Here is a 15,476-nt window from a genome sequence, read left to right on the forward strand (position 1 = left end):
CGCCGATTGCGATGGAAGACGGTCTGCGCTTTGCGATCCGCGAAGGTGGTCGTACCGTTGGTGCCGGTGTGGTAGCCAAGATCATCGAATAATCGATTGATCTTGAATGGTCGGGCCGGTAGTATTGCCGGCTCGACTGCGATTACAGGCCAGTAGCTCAATTGGCAGAGCGGCGGTCTCCAAAACCGCAGGTTGGGGGTTCGATTCCCTCCTGGCCTGCCAGATTAATATCTGGCTTCCAAAACAGGACTTGAAGATTCATGAGCGCTAAGGCAGAGCTTAACGATAACCGCTTCGATGTGATCAAGTGGGTTGTTGTGGCTTTAATTGTCTCCGTCGGTGTGTTCGGAGATTCCTACTTCTCTGCCGAGCCTGTTTTGTACCGCGCGATCGCGCTGGTTGTTCTGGGTCTGGTGGCGGGCTTTGTCGCGCTGCAGACGTCCAAGGGCAAGGCGTTCTGGTCGCTGCTGAAAGAAGCGCGTATCGAAATACGCAAGGTCGTATGGCCTACTCGGCAGGAAACCGCACAAACCACGATGATCGTGGTGGCTGTGGTTCTGGTTATGGCTCTGATTCTCTGGGGTCTGGATAGCCTGCTGGGCTGGATCGTTTCTCAGTTCATTGGTTAAAGGTGCTCCGTGGCTAAGCGTTGGTACGTCGTGCATGCCTATTCGGGCTTCGAAAAGCATGTAATGCGCTCTTTGCAGGAGCGTGTCAAGCTGGCCGGAATGGAAGACGAATTCGGCGAGATTCTGGTCCCCACTGAAGAAGTGGTGGAAATGCGCAACGGTCAGAAGCGCAAGAGCGAGCGCAAGTTCTTCCCGGGTTACGTTCTGGTTCAAATGGAAATGAACGAAGGCACCTGGCACTTGGTGAAAGACACCACGCGCGTACTCGGCTTCATTGGCGGTACGGCTGATAAGCCTGCGCCGATTACCGACCGTGAAGCAGAAGCCATTCTGCGTCGTGTTGCCGATGGCACTGACAAGCCCAAGCCCAAGACGCTGTTCGAGCCGGGCGAAGTGGTTCGCGTTACCGATGGTCCCTTTGCTGACTTCAACGGGGTTGTCGAAGAGGTTAACTATGAGAAAAGCCGAGTTCAGGTGGCGGTTCTCATTTTTGGTCGCCCCACGCCAGTGGAGCTCGAGTTCGGCCAGGTCGAAAAGGGCTGACCTCATCTGATTCCCTGAACCCTGCAGTGCTTATGCGTTGCGGGGTTTTGTTGTCAGTCGGGGAATGTTTTTAAACGGGAAGCCGCAAGGCGCTATTACCCTTCGGAGAAAGACAATGGCAAAGAAGATTCAGGCTTATATCAAGCTGCAAGTCAAGGCCGGTCAGGCTAACCCGAGTCCGCCGGTAGGTCCGGCCCTGGGTCAGCACGGCGTAAACATCATGGAATTCTGCAAGGCGTTCAACGCCAAGACTCAAGGCGTTGAGCCGGGTCTGCCGACGCCTGTGATCATCACTGTATACAGTGACCGCAGCTTCACTTTCGAAACCAAGAGCACGCCCGCAGCCGTTCTGCTGAAAAAAGCAGCCGGTCTGAAGAGCGGTTCTCCGCGTCCGAACAGCCAGAAAGTGGGTACCGTTACCCGCGCTCAGCTGGAAGAGATCGTTAAAGCCAAAGAGGCTGATCTGACTGCTGCTGATCTGGATGCCGCTGTGCGTACCATCGCTGGTTCCGCGCGCAGCATGGGCCTGAATGTGGAGGGTGTGTAATGGCTAAGTTGACCAAGCGTCAAAAGGCAATCGCCGAAAAGGTACAGGCTAACAAGGCTTACACCTTCGAAGAAGCAGCCGCTGTTCTGGCTGAAGTGTCCAACGTCAAGTTCGTTGAGTCCTTCGACGTCGCTGTAAACCTGGGTGTTGACCCGCGTAAATCCGACCAGGTCGTTCGTGGCGCCACGCTGCTGCCCAACGGTACTGGCAAAACGGTACGCGTTGCTGTGTTCACTCAAGGTGCCAACGCAGAAGCCGCTCTGGCTGCCGGCGCTGACAAGGTAGGCATGGACGAGCTGGCTGCCGAAATGAAGGCTGGCGACCTGAACTACGACGTTGTTATCGCTTCTCCGGACGCGATGCGGGTTGTTGGTCAGCTGGGTCAGGTTCTGGGTCCGCGTGGCCTGATGCCGAACCCGAAGGTAGGTACCGTTGCTGCTGACGTTGCTACCGCCGTCAAGAATGCCAAGGCCGGTCAGGTTCGCTACCGCACCGACAAGAACGGCATCATCCATTGCTCTGTTGGCAAGGTCGGCTTTGACGCCGCCGCGCTGAAAGAGAACGTCGAGGCGCTGCTGGCTGACCTGAAAAAGGCCAAGCCGTCCACCTCCAAGGGTGTTTACCTGAAGCGCGTGACCCTGAGCACCACCATGGGGCCGGGCGTACAGATCGATCAGGCTTCCCTGAACATCTGATGGTTCAGGCGCACCGCTCACGCGGTGCGCCTTTCTTATTGGGGTCCCTGCATGCGGGGGCTGTCCAAGACCGTAGGCGGCGAAAGCCTTAAACATGCAAGCCTACGCAGATGGTGCTCCCGATTCAGTGCAGGCTGGATCAGACACCAAAACACGCTGCCCCAAAAGGGCGGTTAATGGTAAATCCAGGAGTAAAACCCGTGGCAATTAAGCTCGAAGACAAAAAGGCCATCGTCGCTGAAGTCAACGAAGCTGCCAAAGGTGCGCTGTCTGCCGTTGTGGCTGATGCCCGCGGCGTGACCGTTGCTGCTATGACTGGTCTCCGCAAAGATGCGCGTGAAGCTGGCGTCTACGTACGTGTTGTACGTAACACCCTGCTGCGCCGCGCGATCGAAGGTACTGATTACGAGTGCCTGAACGAAACCTTTGTGGGTCCGACTCTGATCGCATTTTCCAACGAACATCCGGGCGCTGCCGCTCGTCTGTTCAAGGAATTTGCCAAGGGCCAGGACAAGTTCGAGATCAAAGCAGCTGCGTTCGAAGGCAACTTCCTTGCAGCATCCGAAATCGACAAGCTGGCTTCTCTGCCGACTTACGACGAAGCAATCGCACAGCTGATGAGCGTTATCCAAGGCGCTACCAGCAAGTTCGTTCGTACTCTGGCTGCAGTCCGCGATCAGAAGGAAGCCGAAGCAGCCTGATAGGCGCCTCGCTTGCTTTTAACGCTTTTAATGTTTTGACGGCATCAGCCGTCCCCCAATACAGGAATTTAGAGTCATGGCTCTGACCAACGAAGATATCATCAACGCCGTATCCGAAATGTCCGTAATGCAGGTTGTCGAACTGATCTCCGCCATGGAAGAGAAGTTCGGTGTATCCGCTGCCGCTGCTGTTGCTGCTGGCCCGGCTGCCGGTGCTGCTGCTGCCGCTGAAGAACAGACCGAGTTCGACATCGTTCTGACCGAAGCTGGCGACAAGAAAGTTAACGTCATCAAGGCAGTTCGCGAGCTGACCGGTCTGGGCCTGAAAGAAGCCAAGGCACTGGTTGACGGCGCTCCGGGCACCATCAAAGAAGCCGCTTCCAAGGAAGAGGCCGAAGCTGCCAAGAAGACTCTGGAAGAAGCAGGCGCCAAGGTCGAGCTCAAGTAAGCTCGCCCGACCTTGCGTCGACAATCTGATTTTACCGGTCAGATTGATGGCTGGTGGCCTGTGTGCCACCGGCCTTTTTCCGTTGTATCGCGCTGATTGGCGCGTACGGCGAGGCACTCCAGAGGAGTGAGCAAGACTCAGGGCTTGCACGCATTTTCAGGTTTTCCCGCGCCGCGGGGAGGCCAATCAAGCAGGTGACCAAGCTGGGGAACGCTGATGGCTTACTCATATACTGAGAAAAAACGTATCCGCAAGGACTTTGGCAAACTGCCGCATGTGATGGATGTGCCTTACCTGTTGGCCATTCAGCTGGACTCCTATCGTGAGTTCCTCCAGGCTGAATCTGCTCAGGGTGGCGTCCGTGATATCGGTCTGCACGCGGCCTTCAAATCTGTTTTCCCCATTATCAGCTATTCGGGTAATGCGGCTCTTGAATACGTCGGTTACCGCCTTGGCGACCCGGCTTTCGACGTCAAGGAATGCGTACTGCGGGGCGTGACGTTCGCCGTGCCGCTGCGCGTAAAAGTGCGCCTGATCATCTTTGATCGCGAATCGTCAAACAAGGCGATCAAGGACATCAAGGAGCAAGAAGTCTATATGGGGGAAATCCCCCTGATGACCGAGAACGGTACCTTCGTCATCAACGGTACCGAGCGCGTCATCGTGTCCCAGCTGCACCGCAGTCCGGGTGTGTTCTTTGACCACGACCGTGGCAAGACGCACAGCTCCGGCAAGCTGCTGTACTCCGCTCGCGTGATTCCTTACCGCGGCTCCTGGCTGGACTTCGAGTTTGACCCCAAAGACTGTGTCTTCGTGCGTATCGACCGTCGCCGCAAGCTGCCAGCCAGTGTGCTGCTGCGCGCCCTCGGTTACCAGACCGAAGAAATTCTCGATATGTTCTACGACACCAACGTGTTCGAAGTGCAGGGCGAAAGCCTGATGCTCGAGCTGGTGCCCCAGCGTCTGCGTGGCGAGATCGCCACCTTTGATATCAAGGATGCCAAGGGCAAGGTTATTGTCGAGAAAGGCCGTCGTATTACTGCGCGCCACATCAATCAGCTCGAGAAGGCCGGCATCAACAGCCTGGAAGTGCCGTTCGACTACCTGATTGGCCGTACCATCGCCAAGCCGATCGTGCACCCGGCTACCGGTGAGATCCTGGTTGACTGCAACACCGAAGTCACCGCTGATCTGGTCGCCAAGCTGGCCAAGGCGCAGATCGCGCGTCTGGAAACGCTGTACACCAACGAGATCGACTGCGGTCCGTTCGTGTCCGATACCCTGCGCATCGACAACACCACCACTCAGCTCGAAGCGCTGGTAGAAATCTATCGCATGATGCGCCCGGGCGAGCCGCCGACCAAGGACGCCGCCGAAACGCTGTTCGCCAACCTGTTCTTCAGCAGCGAGCGTTACGACCTGTCCGCCGTTGGCCGCATGAAGTTCAACCGTCGCATCGGTCGCGAAGAGATCGAAGGCGCCGGCGTGCTGAGCAAGGAAGACATCGTCGAAGTACTCAAGACCCTGGTCGACATCCGTAACGGCAAGGGCGTGGTTGACGATATCGACCACCTGGGTAACCGTCGTATCCGCTCCGTTGGCGAGATGGCCGAGAACCAGTTCCGTGTCGGTCTGGTGCGCGTCGAGCGCGCGGTCAAAGAGCGTCTGTCCATGGCCGAAAGCGAAGGCCTGATGCCGCAGGATCTGATCAACGCCAAGCCGGTGGCTGCCGCGGTCAAGGAATTCTTCGGTTCCAGCCAGCTGTCCCAGTTCATGGACCAGAACAACCCGCTGTCCGAGATCACCCACAAGCGCCGTGTGTCGGCTCTTGGCCCGGGCGGTCTGACCCGTGAGCGTGCCGGCTTCGAAGTCCGTGACGTACACCCGACCCACTACGGTCGCGTATGTCCGATTGAGACCCCTGAAGGTCCGAACATTGGTCTGATCAACTCCCTGGCGACCTACGCGCGTACCAACCAGTACGGCTTCCTGGAAAGCCCGTACCGCCGTGTCAAAGACGCCGAAGTGACCGACGAGATCGTCTTCCTGTCGGCCATTGAAGAGGCTGACCACGTCATCGCCCAGGCGAGCGCCAAGGTCGAAGGCGGTAAGCTCGTGGACGATCTGGTGGCCGTCCGTCATATGAACGAATTCACCGTTAAGGCGCCGGAAGACGTCACCCTGATGGACGTATCTCCGCGTCAGGTTGTGTCTGTTGCCGCCTCGCTGATTCCGTTCCTTGAACACGATGACGCCAACCGCGCACTCATGGGCTCGAACATGCAGCGTCAGGCGGTACCGACCCTGCGCGCCGAGAAGCCGCTGGTGGGCACCGGCATGGAGCGCAACGTAGCACGCGACTCCGGTGTGTGTGTGACTGCTCGCCGTGGCGGCGTGATCGACTCCGTCGACGCCAGCCGTATCGTTGTTCGTGTCAACGACGACGAAGTGGAAGCGGGCGAAGCGGGTGTCGATATCTACACCCTGATCAAGTACACCCGTTCCAACCAGAACACCTGCATCAACCAGCGTCCGCTGGTGAAAAAAGGTGACGTGGTTTCTCGCAAGGACATCCTGGCTGACGGTTCTTCCGTCGACATGGGTGAGCTGGCGCTGGGTCAGAACATGCGCGTCGCGTTCATGCCCTGGAACGGCTACAACTTCGAGGACTCCATCCTGGTGTCCGAGCGCGTTGTGCAGGAAGACCGTTTCACTACTATTCACATCCAGGAACTGACCTGTGTGTCCCGTGACACCAAGCTTGGGCCGGAGGAGATCACCTCCGACATCCCGAACGTGGGCGAGGCGGCACTGGGTAAACTGGATGAAGCCGGTATCGTCTACGTGGGCGCCGAAGTGGGCCCGGGCGACATTCTGGTCGGCAAGGTAACGCCCAAGGGCGAAACCCAGCTGACGCCGGAAGAGAAGCTGCTGCGTGCGATCTTCGGTGAGAAAGCATCTGACGTGAAGGACACCTCCCTGCGTGTGCCCACCGGCACCAAGGGTACCGTCATCGACGTGCAGGTCTTCACTCGTGACGGTGTAGAGCGTGACACTCGCGCCCTGGCCATCGAGAAAGAACAGCTCGACGAGATTCGCAAGGATCTGCAGGAAGAGTTCCGCATCGTTGAAACTGCGACCTTTGAGCGTCTGGCCTCTGCGCTGGACGGCCAGACTGTTGAAGGCGGCGCAGGCCTGAAGAAAGGCACCGCGCTGTCGGCCGACATTCTTGCCGGTATCGAGCGCGGCCAGTGGTTCAAGCTGCGCATGACCGAGGACGCCCTGAACGAGCAGCTCGAGCGCGCCCAGGCGTACCTGGTTGACCGTCGCAAACTGCTCGACGAGAAGTTTGAAGACAAGAAGCGCAAGCTGCAGCAGGGCGATGACCTGGCGCCGGGCGTACTGAAGATCGTCAAGGTCTACCTGGCAATCAAGCGCCGCATCCAGCCGGGCGACAAGATGGCCGGTCGTCACGGTAACAAGGGTGTTATCTCCGTGATCATGCCGATCGAAGACATGCCGCACGATGAGAACGGCACGCCGGTCGACATCGTTCTGAACCCGCTGGGTGTACCGTCGCGTATGAACGTCGGTCAGATCCTTGAAACCCACCTGGGCCTCGCGGCCAAAGGTCTGGGCGAGAAGATCAACCGGATGATGGAAGAACAGCGCAAGATCGCCGAGCTGCGTAGCTTCCTTGACGAGGTCTACAACAAGGTAGGCGGCCGTCAGGAAAGCCTGGACGATCTCAGCGATGCTGAAATCATCGAGCTGGCGAAGAACCTGCGTGGCGGCGTACCCATGGCGACAGCGGTATTTGACGGCGCGGCAGAAACCGAGATCAAGCACATGCTGCGTCTCGCGGACCTGCCGGACAGCGGTCAGATGCGCCTGTACGACGGCCGTACCGGTAACACCTTTGATCGTCCGGTGACCGTCGGCTATATGTACATGCTCAAGCTGAACCACCTGGTAGACGACAAGATGCACGCGCGTTCCACCGGTTCCTACAGCCTGGTTACCCAGCAGCCGCTGGGCGGTAAGGCGCAGTTTGGTGGTCAGCGTTTCGGGGAGATGGAGGTCTGGGCGCTGGAAGCCTACGGCGCCGCCTACACCCTGCAGGAAATGCTGACAGTGAAGTCGGACGACGTGAACGGCCGTACCAAGATGTACAAGAACATCGTGGACGGAGACCACCGCATGGAGGCCGGCATGCCCGAGTCCTTCAACGTACTGGTCAAGGAAATCCGTTCGCTCGGTATCGATATCGAACTGGAATCCGAATAATCACCAACTGCCCACGTCTCGGGCGGCGAGCGCCGCCCTTGAGACACTGCGAGGAGTATAGGCCTTGAAAGACTTATTGAACCTGCTCAAGTCCCAGGGACAGATTGAAGAGTTCGATTCCATTCGAATCGGCTTGGCATCCCCGGAGATGATCCGGTCCTGGTCCTACGGCGAAGTTAAAAAGCCGGAAACCATCAACTACCGTACCTTCAAGCCGGAGCGTGACGGCCTGTTCTGCGCCAAGATCTTTGGCCCGGTGAAGGACTACGAGTGCCTGTGCGGCAAGTACAAGCGCCTCAAGCACCGCGGTGTGATCTGTGAAAAGTGTGGCGTTGAAGTCGCGCTGGCCAAGGTCCGTCGTGAGCGCATGGGTCACATTGAACTGGCTTCGCCGGTGGCTCACATCTGGTTCCTGAAGTCCCTGCCGTCCCGTATCGGCCTGCTGCTGGACATGACCCTGCGTGATATCGAGCGCGTACTCTATTTCGAGAGCTACGTGGTTATCGAGCCGGGCATGACCACCCTTGAAAAGGGTCAGCTGCTGAACGACGAGCAGTACTTTGAAGCGCTGGAAGAGTTCGGTGACGACTTTGACGCCCGCATGGGTGCCGAGGCTGTCTTCGAGCTGCTGACCGCTATGGATCTGTCTCACGAGATCGGCAAGCTGCGCGAAGAAATTCCGCAGACCACCTCGGAAACCAAGATCAAGAAGCTGTCCAAGCGTCTGAAGCTGATGGAAGCCTTTGACGGCTCCGGCAACAAGCCGGAATGGATGGTCATGACCGTTCTGCCGGTTCTGCCGCCGGATCTGCGTCCGCTGGTACCGCTGGATGGCGGCCGCTTTGCGACCTCCGATCTGAACGATCTGTATCGCCGTGTGATCAACCGTAACAACCGTCTGAAGCGTCTGCTTGACCTGTCTGCGCCTGACATCATCGTGCGCAACGAAAAGCGCATGCTGCAGGAGTCGGTTGATGCGCTGCTGGATAACGGTCGCCGTGGCCGTGCCATCACCGGCACCAACAAGCGCCCGCTGAAATCCCTGGCCGACATGATCAAGGGTAAGCAGGGTCGCTTCCGTCAGAACCTGCTCGGTAAGCGCGTTGACTACTCCGGTCGTTCGGTGATCGTGGTAGGTCCGACCCTGCGTCTGCACCAGTGTGGTCTGCCCAAGAAGATGGCGCTGGAGCTGTTCAAGCCCTTCATCTTCGGCAAGCTGGAGCACCGTGGTCTGGCGACCACCATCAAGGCCGCCAAGAAGATGGTTGAGCGCGAGCTGCCTGAGGTTTGGGACATCCTGGCTGAAGTCATCCGCGAACACCCGGTTCTGCTGAACCGTGCACCGACACTGCACCGTCTGGGTATCCAGGCATTCGAGCCGGTGCTGATCGAAGGTAAGGCAATTCAGCTGCACCCGCTGGTCTGTGCGGCCTACAACGCCGACTTTGACGGTGACCAAATGGCTGTACACGTTCCGCTGACCCTTGAGGCCCAGCTGGAAGCGCGTGCACTGATGATGTCCACCAACAACATCCTGTCGCCGGCATCGGGCGAGCCGATCATCGTTCCGTCCCAAGACGTGGTACTGGGTCTGTATTATATGACCCGTACTCGCATCAACGCCCGCGGCGAAGGCATGGCCTTCTCCAACGTCAACGAAGTTGAGATGGCGTACCGCAGCGGTCAGGTTGAACTGCACGCTATGGTCAAGGTGCGTATCACCGAAACGGTCAAGCACAAGGACGACAGCTGGACCACGGAAACCCGTATCGTCGACACCACTGTCGGCCGTGCGCTGTTGTTCCAGGTGCTGCCCAAAGGTCTGCCCTATGAAATGGTCGACCAGCCGCTGAAGAAGAAAGCGATCTCCAAGCTGATCAACCAGTGCTACCGCGTGGTGGGGCTGAAGGAAACCGTGATCTTCGCTGACCAGCTGATGTACACCGGTTTCGCCTACTCCACCATCTCGGGTGCGTCCATTGGTGTGAACGACTTCGTCATCCCGGATGAGAAGGCGCGCATCATTGATGAGGCGACCGAGGAAGTGAAGGAAATCGAAGACCAGTACGCCTCCGGTCTGGTAACCCAGGGCGAGAAGTACAACAAGGTCATCGACTTGTGGTCCAAGGCCAACGATGAAATCTCCAAGGCCATGATGGACAACCTCAAGAGCACGCGTGTTATTGACCGCGAAGGCAACGAGGTGGACCAGGAGTCCTTCAACTCCATGTACATGATGGCTGACTCCGGTGCGCGGGGTTCCGCTGCTCAGATTCGTCAGCTGGCCGGTATGCGTGGTCTGATGGCGAAGCCGGACGGCTCCATCATCGAAACGCCGATCACCGCGAACTTCCGTGAAGGTCTGAACGTACTCCAGTACTTCATCTCCACTCACGGTGCGCGTAAGGGTCTGGCCGATACCGCACTGAAAACCGCCAACTCCGGTTACCTGACCCGTCGTCTGGTTGACGTCGCGCAGGATCTGGTTATTACCGAAACCGATTGCGGCACCGACAACGGCCTGCTGATGTCGCCGCACATTGAAGGTGGTGACATCGTTGAGCCGCTGGGTGAGCGCGTGCTGGGCCGTGTGGTTGCCCGCGACGTGCTGAAGCCGGGTGGTGACGAGACCATCGTGCCGGCCGGTACCCTGATCGACGAGAAGTGGGTCGAGTTCCTGGAAAAGAACAGCGTCGATGAAGTCATCGTGCGCTCGCCGATTACCTGTGACACCCACTACGGTGTGTGTGCGACCTGTTATGGTCGTGACCTGGCCCGTGGCCACCTGATCAACATCGGTGAAGCGGTCGGTGTTATCGCTGCTCAGTCGATTGGTGAGCCGGGTACCCAGCTGACCATGCGTACGTTCCACATCGGTGGTGCGGCGAGCCGGACTTCCGCGGCCGACAGCGTACAGGTCAAGAACGGCGGCACCATCCGTCTGCATAACTTGAAGCACGTTGAGCGTGCCGACGGCGCACTGGTTGCGGTTTCCCGTTCCGGTGAGCTGGCGGTTGCTGATGAGTTCGGTCGTGAGCGTGAGCGCTATAAGCTGCCCTACGGTGCGGTCATTTCCATCAAGGAAGGTGACAAGGTTGATGCCGGCGCCATCGTGGCCAAGTGGGATCCGCACACTCACCCGATCGTGACCGAGATTTCCGGTACCGTTGCCTTCTTCGGTATGGACGAAGGTATCACCATCAAGCGTACCGCTGACGAACTGACCGGTCTGACCAACATTGAGGTCATGGACCCGAAAGATCGTCCGGCTGCCGGCAAGGACATCCGTCCGGCGGTGAAGCTGGTAGACGAGAACGGCAAAGAGCTGCTGCTGCCGGGTACCGACGTGCCGGCACAGTACTTCCTGCCGGCCAACGCGCTGGTCAACCTGTCCGATGGCGCCAAGGTGAATGTGGGTGACGTTGTTGCACGTATCCCGCAGGAAACCTCGAAGACTCGCGACATCACCGGTGGTCTGCCGCGTGTTGCCGACCTGTTCGAAGCGCGTCGTCCGAAGGAGCCGTCCATTCTGGCGGAGATCAGCGGCACCATCTCCTTCGGTAAAGAGACTAAAGGTAAGCGTCGTCTGGTTATCACTCCGACCGATGGCAGCGATCCGTACGAGGAGCTGATTCCGAAGTGGCGTCACCTGAACGTGTTCGAGGGTGAGCAGGTTACCAAGGGTGAGGTTATCTCCGACGGTCCGAGCAACCCGCACGATATCCTGCGTCTGCTGGGTGTCAGCGCGCTGGCCAAGTACATCGTCAACGAGATTCAGGACGTTTACCGTCTGCAGGGCGTGAAGATCAACGACAAGCACATCGAGGTGACTATTCGCCAGATGCTGCGCAAGGTCGAAATCACCGAGTCCGGCGACTCCAGCTTCATCAAGGGCGATCAGGTAGAGCTGACCCAGGTGCTGGAAGAGAACGCCGAGCTGAGTGGTCAGGACAAATTCCCGGCCAAGTACGATCGCGTCCTGCTGGGTATCACCAAGGCGTCGCTGTCGACCGAGTCCTTCATTTCCGCGGCCTCCTTCCAGGAGACCACCCGCGTACTGACCGAGGCGGCCGTTACCGGCAAGCGCGATCAGCTGCGTGGTCTGAAGGAAAACGTGGTCGTCGGTCGTCTGATCCCGGCCGGTACTGGTCTGGCTTACCACGCCGAGCGCAAGCGTCAGCGTCAAGCTGACAAGCCGGTCAAAGTCAGCGCGAGTGAAGTTGAACAGGCTCTGTCTGATGCACTGAACTCAAGCGAAGGCTGATAGGTGGCCCGGCCCGCAAGGGCCGGGCGCCTTGACGACAGGGTGCGGTCTCTATATGATCTCGTACCCCTAAAATTGGCGGGGCACTTCGTCCTGCCATTTTTTATTAACGTATGTCATTCCGACATCAGTGGAGTTTGCTAGATGGCAACAATCAACCAGCTGGTTCGCAAGCCGCGCAAGCGCGTTGCTGAAAAGAGCGACGTGCCGGCCCTGCAGAACTGCCCGCAGCGTCGTGGTGTGTGCACTCGCGTGTATACCACTACGCCGAAGAAGCCGAACTCGGCTCTGCGTAAAGTCTGCCGTGTTCGTCTGACCAACGGCTACGAAGTTTCTTCCTACATCGGTGGTGAAGGCCACAACCTGCAAGAGCACAGCGTCGTTCTGATTCGCGGCGGCCGTGTAAAAGACTTGCCGGGTGTGCGTTACCACACTGTTCGCGGTTCTCTGGACACCTCCGGTGTTAAAGATCGTAAGCAGGGTCGTTCCAAGTACGGCGCCAAGCGTCCGAAGTAATACCGAATTCAATTTACCTGTGTCGATAAGAGTAAGGTCGGGCGTAACCAGATCGTTACAGTCCCGGGCTAACCTGAAGACCGTTTGAGGGCTTATCATGCCAAGACGTCGTGTAGCGGCAAAACGTGAGATCCTGCCAGAACCTAAGTACGGCAGCCAGATTCTCGCGAAATTCATGAACCACGTAATGGAAAGCGGCAAGAAGTCCACTGCCGAGCGCATTGTTTACGGCGCGCTGGACAAGCTGAAAGAGCGCGCCAAGGCCGAAGATCCGGTTGAGCTGTTCGAAAAGGCTCTGGATGCGATCGCTCCGCTCGTGGAAGTTAAATCTCGCCGTGTAGGTGGTGCCACCTACCAGGTTCCGGTTGAAGTGCGTCCCTCCCGTCGCAACGCTCTGGCGATGCGCTGGCTGGTTGATGCTGCCCGTAAGCGTGGCGAGAAGTCCATGGCTCTGCGCCTGGCCGGTGAGCTGGCTGATGCCGCTGACGGCAAGGGTGCCGCTGTTAAGAAGCGTGAAGACGTCCACCGTATGGCTGAAGCCAACAAAGCGTTCTCTCACTACCGCTTCTAAACGGCTCAGGAGACTATTGTGGCTCGTACAACCCCGATCAATCTGTACCGTAATATTGGTATCTGCGCGCACGTTGATGCGGGCAAAACCACGACGACGGAGCGGATCCTGTTTTATACAGGCGTGAACCACAAGATGGGCGAAGTCCATGATGGCGCTGCCACCATGGACTGGATGGCTCAGGAGCAGGAGCGTGGTATTACCATTACTTCTGCTGCTACCACCGCCTTCTGGCAGGGTTCCGAGAAGCAGTACGACAAGCATCGCGTCAATATCATTGACACCCCCGGTCACGTTGACTTCACGATTGAGGTTGAGCGTTCGCTGCGGGTGCTTGACGGTGCGGTCGTGGTGTTCTGTGGTACGTCGGGCGTCGAGCCGCAATCCGAGACCGTTTGGCGTCAGGCCAACAAGTATGGCGTCCCGCGTATCGTCTATGTAAACAAGATGGATCGTCAGGGCGCCAACTTCCTGCGCGTGGTCGAGCAGATCAAGAAGCGTCTTGGTCATACGCCCGTGCCCGTGCAGTTGGCCATCGGTGCTGAAGAAAACTTCATGGGGCAGATTGATCTGCTGCGCATGAAGGCGATTCGTTGGAATGACGAAGATCAGGGTATGAGCTTTGTTGAGGAAGAGATTCCTGCCGAGCTGCTTGATCAGGCCAACGAGTATCGCGAGAAGATGGTCGAGGCGGCTGCAGAAGCCAACGAAGACCTGATGAACAAATACCTTGAGGAGGGTGAGCTCTCCATCGAGGATATCAAGGCGGGGTTGCGTCAGCGTACCCTGGCTTGTGAGATTGTCCCGGCCGTTTGCGGGTCGTCCTTCAAGAACAAGGGCGTGCCGCTGGTGCTGGATGCGGTGATCGACTTCCTGCCTGCGCCGGATCAGGTCGTCGCGATCAAGGGTGTGCACCCGAATGACGAAGAGCGCGTGGACGAGCGTCATGCTGATGATGCCGAGCCCTTTGCTGCGCTGGCGTTCAAGATCGCAACCGACCCCTTTGTCGGTACGCTGACCTTTGCTCGTGTGTATTCCGGGGTTCTGTCTTCGGGTGATGCGGTGCTGAACTCGGTCAAGGGCAAGAAGGAGCGCGTTGGCCGCATGGTTCAGATGCACGCCAACTCCCGCGAAGAGATCAAGGAAGTGCGCGCTGGTGACATCGCCGCGCTGATCGGCATGAAAGATGTGACGACAGGGGACACCCTGTGTGCCATCGACAAGCCGATCATTCTTGAGCGCATGGAGTTTCCTGAGCCGGTTATTTCGGTGGCTGTCGAGCCGAGAACCAAGGCTGACCAGGAAAAGATGGGTATCGCGCTGGGCAAGTTGGCGCAGGAGGATCCGTCCTTCCGTGTGCGTACCGATGAGGAGTCGGGTCAGACCATCATCTCCGGGATGGGTGAGCTGCACCTGGATATTATCGTTGATCGCATGAAGCGCGAGTTCAGCGTCGAGGCCAATATCGGTAAGCCGCAAGTGGCCTATCGTGAGGCGATCCGCAACAAGTGTGAAATCGAAGGCAAGTTTGTACGTCAGTCCGGCGGTCGTGGTCAGTACGGTCACGTCTGGGTTCGCTTTGAGCCGGCCGAGGGCAACGAAGAGAAGCTTGAATTCGTTAATGAAATTGTCGGTGGTGTGGTTCCGCGCGAATACATCCCGGCTATCCAGAAGGGTATCGAGGAGCAGATGCAGAACGGCGTGCTCGCCGGCTATCCGCTGCTTGGCCTTAAGGCAACCGTCTATGATGGTTCCTATCATGATGTCGACTCGAACGAAATGGCGTTCAAGATTGCTGCCTCCATGGCCACCAAGCAGTTGGCCCAAAAGGGTGGTGCCGTTTTGCTCGAGCCGATGATGAAAGTCGAAGTTGTCACCCCTGAAGATTACATGGGTGACGTAATGGGCGACTTGAACCGTCGTCGCGGCCTGGTCCAGGGTATGGAAGACTCTCCTTCCGGTAAGGTGATCCGCGCTGAGGTTCCGCTTGGTGAAATGTTCGGTTACGCCACGGATGTTCGCTCCATGTCCCAGGGACGTGCGAGCTACTCCATGGAGTTTTCGAGATACGCCGAGGCACCCATGAACATCGCCGAAGCAATCATCAAGAAGCAAGGCTAACTTGAACCTAGGCTAATTAAAGAGGTTATCAACCGTGGCTAAAGAAAAATTTGAACGTAGCAAACCGCACCTGAACGTAGGCACCATCGGTCACGTTGACCATGGTAAAACCACTCTGACCGCTGCACTGACCCGTGTTTGCGCAGAGGTTTAT

13 protein-coding genes and 1 tRNA gene are annotated in these 15,476 nt (G+C 57.9%); all 14 read left to right on the plus strand.

The features are described 5' to 3' along the window. On the plus strand, positions 1-92 hold a 92-nt coding region (locus tag ASB58_RS19580), incomplete at its 5' end, for an EF-Tu C-terminal domain-related protein (RefSeq protein WP_023007569.1). 54 nt (positions 93-146) lie between these two features. Then, a tRNA-Trp gene (locus ASB58_RS19585) sits at positions 147-222 on the plus strand. 38 nt (positions 223-260) lie between these two features. Next, on the plus strand, positions 261-629 hold the full coding sequence (gene secE / locus ASB58_RS19590) for a preprotein translocase subunit SecE (RefSeq protein WP_096006480.1): 369 nt from the start codon (positions 261-263) through the stop codon (positions 627-629). 9 nt (positions 630-638) lie between these two features. Next, entirely contained in the window at positions 639-1,172 is a 534-nt protein-coding gene (nusG, locus tag ASB58_RS19595; protein WP_096006479.1) for a transcription termination/antitermination protein NusG, read from the plus strand. A gap of 115 nt (positions 1,173-1,287) precedes the next feature. Beyond that, the gene (gene rplK / locus ASB58_RS19600) at positions 1,288-1,719 is read left to right on the plus strand and encodes a 50S ribosomal protein L11 (protein ID WP_083729004.1); all 432 of its coding nucleotides are present in this window, start codon (positions 1,288-1,290) and stop codon (positions 1,717-1,719) included. Further along, positions 1,719-2,414 (plus strand): 50S ribosomal protein L1, encoded by a 696-nt coding sequence (rplA, locus tag ASB58_RS19605; RefSeq protein WP_096006478.1) that lies wholly within the window; start codon positions 1,719-1,721, stop codon positions 2,412-2,414. Before rplK ends, rplA begins: the two co-directional genes overlap by 1 nt. A 200-nt stretch (positions 2,415-2,614) precedes the next feature. Continuing rightward, entirely contained in the window at positions 2,615-3,115 is a 501-nt protein-coding gene (gene rplJ, locus ASB58_RS19610) for a 50S ribosomal protein L10 (RefSeq protein ID WP_096006477.1), read from the plus strand. A 76-nt stretch (positions 3,116-3,191) separates the two neighbouring features. Next, complete coding sequence (gene rplL / locus ASB58_RS19615; RefSeq protein ID WP_096006476.1) at positions 3,192-3,563, plus strand: 50S ribosomal protein L7/L12; 372 nt, start codon at positions 3,192-3,194, stop codon at positions 3,561-3,563. A gap of 216 nt (positions 3,564-3,779) precedes the next feature. Beyond that, complete coding sequence (rpoB, locus tag ASB58_RS19620) at positions 3,780-7,850, plus strand: DNA-directed RNA polymerase subunit beta (RefSeq protein WP_096006475.1); 4,071 nt, start codon at positions 3,780-3,782, stop codon at positions 7,848-7,850. A gap of 64 nt (positions 7,851-7,914) precedes the next feature. Then, positions 7,915-12,114 (plus strand): DNA-directed RNA polymerase subunit beta', encoded by a 4,200-nt coding sequence (rpoC, locus tag ASB58_RS19625; RefSeq protein ID WP_096006474.1) that lies wholly within the window; start codon positions 7,915-7,917, stop codon positions 12,112-12,114. A 144-nt stretch (positions 12,115-12,258) separates the two neighbouring features. Then, positions 12,259-12,630 carry a 30S ribosomal protein S12 gene (gene rpsL / locus ASB58_RS19630; RefSeq protein WP_080048726.1) on the plus strand — a complete coding sequence of 124 codons (372 nt, stop codon included), beginning with the start codon at positions 12,259-12,261 and terminating at the stop codon, positions 12,628-12,630. 97 nt (positions 12,631-12,727) lie between these two features. After that, positions 12,728-13,201 (plus strand): 30S ribosomal protein S7, encoded by a 474-nt coding sequence (rpsG, locus tag ASB58_RS19635; RefSeq protein WP_118132057.1) that lies wholly within the window; start codon positions 12,728-12,730, stop codon positions 13,199-13,201. Positions 13,202-13,219: 18 nt separating this feature from the next. After that, entirely contained in the window at positions 13,220-15,322 is a 2,103-nt protein-coding gene (gene fusA / locus ASB58_RS19640; protein WP_096006472.1) for an elongation factor G, read from the plus strand. Between the two features lie 34 nt (positions 15,323-15,356). Next, positions 15,357-15,476: GTP-binding protein (locus ASB58_RS19645; protein ID WP_235827348.1), on the plus strand; the 120-nt coding region annotated here is incomplete at its 3' end.

Origin of the sequence: Pseudomonas abyssi (genome assembly GCF_003444685.1) — a bacterium.
In the GTDB taxonomy this organism is placed as follows: domain Bacteria; phylum Pseudomonadota; class Gammaproteobacteria; order Pseudomonadales; family Pseudomonadaceae; genus Halopseudomonas; species Halopseudomonas abyssi.

Excerpts from the sequence above, each read along its gene's own strand:
- secE (WP_096006480.1), top strand. The coding sequence starts at position 261 with ATGAGCGCTAAGGCAGAGCTTAACGATAACCGCTTCGATGTGATCAAG.
- rplK (WP_083729004.1), top strand. The coding sequence starts at position 1,288 with ATGGCAAAGAAGATTCAGGCTTATATCAAGCTGCAAGTCAAGGCCGGT.
- rplA (WP_096006478.1), top strand. The coding sequence starts at position 1,719 with ATGGCTAAGTTGACCAAGCGTCAAAAGGCAATCGCCGAAAAGGTACAG.
- rplL (WP_096006476.1), top strand. The coding sequence starts at position 3,192 with ATGGCTCTGACCAACGAAGATATCATCAACGCCGTATCCGAAATGTCC.
- rpoB (WP_096006475.1), top strand. The coding sequence starts at position 3,780 with ATGGCTTACTCATATACTGAGAAAAAACGTATCCGCAAGGACTTTGGC.
- rpsL (WP_080048726.1), top strand. The coding sequence starts at position 12,259 with ATGGCAACAATCAACCAGCTGGTTCGCAAGCCGCGCAAGCGCGTTGCT.
- rpsG (WP_118132057.1), top strand. The coding sequence starts at position 12,728 with ATGCCAAGACGTCGTGTAGCGGCAAAACGTGAGATCCTGCCAGAACCT.